The 5,131-nt window shown below is 42.7% G+C and carries 4 protein-coding genes and 3 tRNA genes; 1 reads left to right on the top strand and 6 read right to left on the bottom strand.

Going from position 1 to position 5,131, the window contains the following annotated elements:
- The 4 genes from Q1A86_RS21020 to Q1A86_RS21005 form a co-directional block, all read right to left on the bottom strand.
- Positions 1-221 (bottom strand): GTP-binding protein (locus tag Q1A86_RS21020; protein ID WP_299811413.1); only part of this gene is annotated, 221 nt, incomplete at its 3' end.
- A gap of 196 nt (positions 222-417) precedes the next feature.
- Positions 418-491, bottom strand: a tRNA-Gly gene (locus tag Q1A86_RS21015).
- A 35-nt stretch (positions 492-526) separates the two neighbouring features.
- A tRNA-Tyr gene (locus tag Q1A86_RS21010) sits at positions 527-611 on the bottom strand.
- Positions 612-619: 8 nt separating this feature from the next.
- Positions 620-695: transfer RNA gene (locus Q1A86_RS21005), tRNA-Thr, on the bottom strand.
- Positions 696-928: 233 nt separating this feature from the next.
- Between Q1A86_RS21005 and coaA the strand changes: the two genes are divergently transcribed.
- Positions 929-1,879 carry a type I pantothenate kinase gene (gene coaA, locus Q1A86_RS21000; protein ID WP_299811410.1) on the top strand — a complete coding sequence of 317 codons (951 nt, stop codon included), beginning with the start codon at positions 929-931 and terminating at the stop codon, positions 1,877-1,879.
- 32 nt (positions 1,880-1,911) lie between these two features.
- On the opposite strand, the gene birA is transcribed toward coaA, so the two are convergent.
- The gene (gene birA, locus Q1A86_RS20995; protein ID WP_299811407.1) at positions 1,912-2,874 is read right to left on the bottom strand and encodes a bifunctional biotin--[acetyl-CoA-carboxylase] ligase/biotin operon repressor BirA; all 963 of its coding nucleotides are present in this window, start codon (positions 2,872-2,874) and stop codon (positions 1,912-1,914) included.
- Between the two features lies 1 nt (position 2,875).
- A complete protein-coding gene (gene murB, locus Q1A86_RS20990) occupies positions 2,876-3,901 on the bottom strand; it encodes a UDP-N-acetylmuramate dehydrogenase (protein ID WP_299811402.1) in 1,026 nt (341 codons plus the stop codon).
- Positions 3,902-5,131 lie beyond the last annotated feature (1,230 nt).

The raw sequence follows: 5,131 nt of genomic DNA, 5'->3' as shown, positions 1-5,131 counted from the left end.
GATGGAGTGTCATATTCGATGTGAGAAGTATTAATTGTAATACCGCGCTCACGCTCTTCTGGAGCGTTATCGATCTGAGCGAAATCACGTACAGTACCACCAAAACTCTTGGTCAATACAGCTGAGATAGCAGCAGTTAGAGTAGTTTTACCATGGTCAACGTGACCAATGGTGCCCACGTTTACATGTGGTTTTACGCGTTCAAATTTTTCTTTAGCCATGGTATTGCCCCAATCCAAAGTATTTGGTGATGAAACTGCATATAGCAAAAAATCCGATGCATAAGAAATGTCATCGAATCGGTTAGTAAGATAATTAGATTGGCAAGAAGCAGGCTGGAGCTGATAGGTAGTCTTAAACTGGAAAAAGCACCCTGTTCGGGTGCTTTCTACTGATTAAGTATTATCAGCAAGATTTTGGAGCGGATGGCGGGAATCGAACCCGCGTTATCAGCTTGGAAGGCTGGAGTAATACCATTATACGACATCCGCGGAACCTACTTCAGGTTACCTAACTACCTAGAATATGGTGGAGGGAGAAGGATTCGAACCTTCGAAGGCTGAGCCGTCAGATTTACAGTCTGATCCCTTTGGCCACTCGGGAACCCCTCCAGAGAAAATGGTGCCGGCACCAAGAGTCGAACTCGGGACCTACTGATTACAAGTCAGTTGCTCTACCAACTGAGCTATGCCGGCGTGTCATTTCGGTAGCGGATATTATGGAAATGTGAGCGCAAGTGCAATAGCAAAAGTGAAATTTTCTTAAAAAAAAGCATCAAACGCTGTTTTTTTGCACTTAAAGCGCTATTTGGGTATATTTTTAAGCCGTTTAAAACGGATTGGCGGCTAAAGCCTCTATCCTAGCGCTTATTGCTGTTGTTCATAATAACTTCATGGTGTACTGTGCCATCCTTAACGGAGAACTTCGCATGCCGCAATCCAACCAAATTCATAACGCTCTTTATCTCGCCTTTCAGCGCCTACAATGGGCCGGCCTCAGAGAATCTGTACCACTTACACTTAGCGAGAATGATTTGGCAGATTTGCGTGGTATCAACGAAAAGATATCACTATCAGAGGTTACCGATATTTATCTGCCTTTAAGCCGTTTGCTCAACCTTAATGTTGGCGCAAAACAGCAAAGAGGCCTCGCACTTAATGAATTTTTAGGCCATGTGCCACCAAAACGACCTTACATTATTAGCATTGCAGGCAGTGTGGCTGTAGGTAAAAGCACCACCGCACGTATTCTGCAAGCGCTATTAAGTCACTGGCCTGAACATCCTAAAGTTGATCTGATCACTACCGATGGCTTTCTATATCCGTTGGCGGAACTTAAACGTCGGGGGCTTTTACAGCGGAAAGGTTTTCCTGAAAGCTATGATATGAAAGCTCTTGTTGATTTTATTTCAGCGATTAAGGCTGGAGAGTCTGAGGTCAGTTCGCCTATCTATTCACATATTACCTATGATCGCATCCCTGATGAGCTTCAGTGGATCCGTCAGCCTGATATTTTGATCATTGAAGGGCTCAATGTTTTACAAACGGGACAGGATTCACCAGTCGATACCCAACGCCCGTTTGTATCGGACTTTGTCGACTTCTCAATCTATGTCGATGCAAATGAACCGCTACTAAAGCAATGGTATATTGAACGATTCTTGCAATTTAGAACTGGCGCATTTAGTACTGAGAACTCCTATTTCCATCACTACTCAAAGCTAGGTGATGCAGAAGCTACGGCAACAGCTTCAAATATTTGGGACACGATTAACGGACCCAACCTAACACTCAATATTTTGCCTACGCGAGAGAGAGCTCATCTAATATTACAAAAAGGACCTGACCATTTAATGGATCAAGTCCTTTTAAGAAAGTAGGCTTCAAATACTATTTAGTCCTAGCGCTAAGATTAGCCTAACTTTCGTAGGCTAATCTCGCCACCAATAAAGCTGTTCCTTCCTGAGTCCGTCTCCAGTACAACCGCTCCCTGTTCATCGATACCACGGTAAATACCATGGATCTCGTCGTGACCCATAAGTAACTTAACTGACTGTCCTTGGAATATGTCAGCATCCTGCCATCTTTGTTGAAACGGCTTAAGCCCCGACTCTTGGAACTGGGTTAAATCAAGTTGTAGCTGTTTTTGCAGTAATACAAGTAATTGAGTTTTATCGGGAACACTCTTTAATCCGGTCAAATCACTCCAGGGCTGATCGATCTTGGCTGCGTGCTGCTCACCCATAGCCATATTTAAACCTATACCTATGACTAAGTTGCATTCGCTATCTGTTTGACCGCTCAATTCAATCAACACCCCTGCCAATTTTTTATTATTTAGATAAATATCATTAGGCCATTTCACGCCAACGCCTTCGACATCTAACTGCTGTAAAACAGAAACGATTGAACATGCTACCACTAAGCTCAATCCCATCGCCTGAGCCATTCCTTGAGGAAATTGCCAATACATGGAGAAATATAGATGACAACCATATGGAGAGACCCAGACGCGACCTCTTCGCCCCCTGCCAGCCGATTGGTATTCAGCAACACAGATATCGCCAGAAACTAAGTCTTCGGCATGCTTTAAAATAAAAGCATTGGTGCTTGGGATCTCATCGAAATAAAAGCAACGGTTACTAATCTTGTCCTTTAGGACACTCTCATCAACCAATGAAAGCGAACCATTTAGACGATACCCCTTACCCTTTACACTATATATATCGATACCGTACTCTTCTAAGCCCGCAATATGATTGCTGATTGCAGTTCTAGAGACACCAAGATTTGTTGCTAAGACTTCACCTGATACAAATTTTCCAGACGATAGCTCAGACAGGATCTCTCGCTTACGACTCCATTGCTCAACCATGCTATAAACTCCTCTCTCCATCAGCGCCGATCATTCTTGGTTCTGGTTCTAGTGCTATACCAAATTTCAGTTCTATTTTTTCCACAATCGATTTAGCCAGGAGCAAAATATCTTTACTCGTCGCATCGCCAGTATTAACTAGCACTAAGGCTTGTTTATCATGTACCGCCGCCCCACCTATTTTATAGCCCTTCAACCCTGCATTATCAATTAACCAACCAGCAGCAACTTTGGTTTTACCTTCACCATGAGGATAACCGACAATACTCGGGTTACTCTCAGTCAACCTTTCAAACTGCGCTGTGTCAATCACAGGGTTTTTAAAGAAACTACCAGCGTTACCCTGTATCTTAGGATCCGGTAACTTAGAACGACGTGTTTCACATATGCAATCAAAAACTTGCCTAGGGGTAACATCAGGTTGTTTTAATTCTTTTAACGGCCCATATTCTAATTCTGGAGCCCACTGCTTAGGAAACTTGAATCCTACCTGGGTAATAAGAGCCTTCCCCTGCAGGCGATTTTTAAATATTGAATCGCGGTAATCGAATGCACACTCTCTAGCACTTAAACGAACAAACTCTCCAGAACTTAAATCAACGTATTCGACCCAGTCACAGAACTTCTCTACCTCGACGCCGTAAGCACCGATATTCTGTATAGGTGCAGCGCCAACAGTACCAGGGATCAGTGCTAGATTTTCCAAACCAGCAAAGCCACGCTCTAAGCAAAAATAAACAAATTCATGCCAGTTTTCACCGGCTGCCACTGAGAGATAATGATTTTCAAGATCCTCTGTTATATCAATTCCTTTTGTTTCAACAAGAACTACAGTGCCATCAAAATCATCACAGAAAATAACGTTGCTACCGCCACCTAAGATCAACATAGGCTCACTGGCTTGAAAAAGGCTGTAACAGGTCTCTATAAGCTGCTCAGTCGACAGTGCATGAACTAATTTACGACATGAATGTGCTAAGGCAAACGTATTAAATGATTTCAATGAAAAAGGGTGATTGGCTTGCATCAGAGTATCTTTTAGGTTCAAAACGCTATTGTAGCTTATACCTATCAGTATAAGAAGTTGAGAGGCTGAAAGCGCTTTTGCTAATAGAATTCAAGGTGAATAGATGAAAGAGTGATTGTTACCTAGGGAAGCAAATCAACATAGAAGTAGGCAGCCAAACGTTCCTAAAAGGCGAGTTTTAACGAATACGAAGTGTGGTAACAAGCTTGAGCCTAGTTTTACTATGCCTTACATTGCGGCAAGCTGCAGGCCCTTGTATGTTCCACGTATACATAAGATATTTGCTCCGTTGCCCATAGAAATACGGGCTATGTCTTCACAAGGGATGCAACGCTTAAGCACAATGACGTTAGATAATCCGCATGTTATTAATCCACGATAAGATAGATATAGGCATTACACTAATCATTAACGAGTTGAGTTCTAGTTTAGGCGCATATTTACACATTAATACGTATAGTAATTAATAGATAGCGCTGAAGTAACCGCACTGTAAAGTTCTTGGCTTTAGCTACAGCAGAAAAAGAGCCCCGTAAACGAAAGCGACTACTCGCAGTACACCTTTTTTTTGAGAGAAATAACCTAATAGACGTTACCCTAAGAGTAAAAGCAGCAGGTACCAGCGCCAGTATATTGGGAGCCAAGCATCCTACAAACAGTCTCAAAGAATGAGATAGCAAAATTAATAAGTAAAATCTAGTACGTACATTATTCGACCAAAAGAACTGACCTCACTACCAAGTGCACCCTTTCACGAAAAGCACGAAGATAAAAAATCGTAAGGCCTAAGCTGTACCTTTGCTCGAGCCTTCTGTGACCTTCGTCCTGAATCACTTTTTCCTAAGCACTGTTGAACTACAGCTCCTTTGTTTTTTCCGCCGCAATTAAAAAGCCCTAACATTGCTGTTAGAGCTTATCGTAATGTTTGTGGTTAAATCTCGCGGAGCGATAAGTTTATGAATGCGAAGCTGGGGAGGGCTTGCTCTTATCAAGAGACGAACCCATGTGCCTTCGGCACGCGAGACAGGCCGACCATTTCTAGTCAAGAGTCTAAAATCCCCAAGGATGGGGTGAATGCTCGATGTTGTCTGGAACAACATCAGCACAACTGAACTACGAAGTGCATGGATGCACAAATGTCACGAAGACCATGGATGGTTGAAAGTAACCGCCCCTTTAGCAAAGCGCTTACGCATTGTACTGTGATTTTTTCTTTAAATAACACATACG

It is taken from the genome of uncultured Shewanella sp. (assembly GCF_947497935.1).
In the GTDB taxonomy this organism is placed as follows: domain Bacteria; phylum Pseudomonadota; class Gammaproteobacteria; order Enterobacterales; family Shewanellaceae; genus Shewanella.
This window is presented reverse-complemented; position numbering and strand designations above follow the sequence as displayed.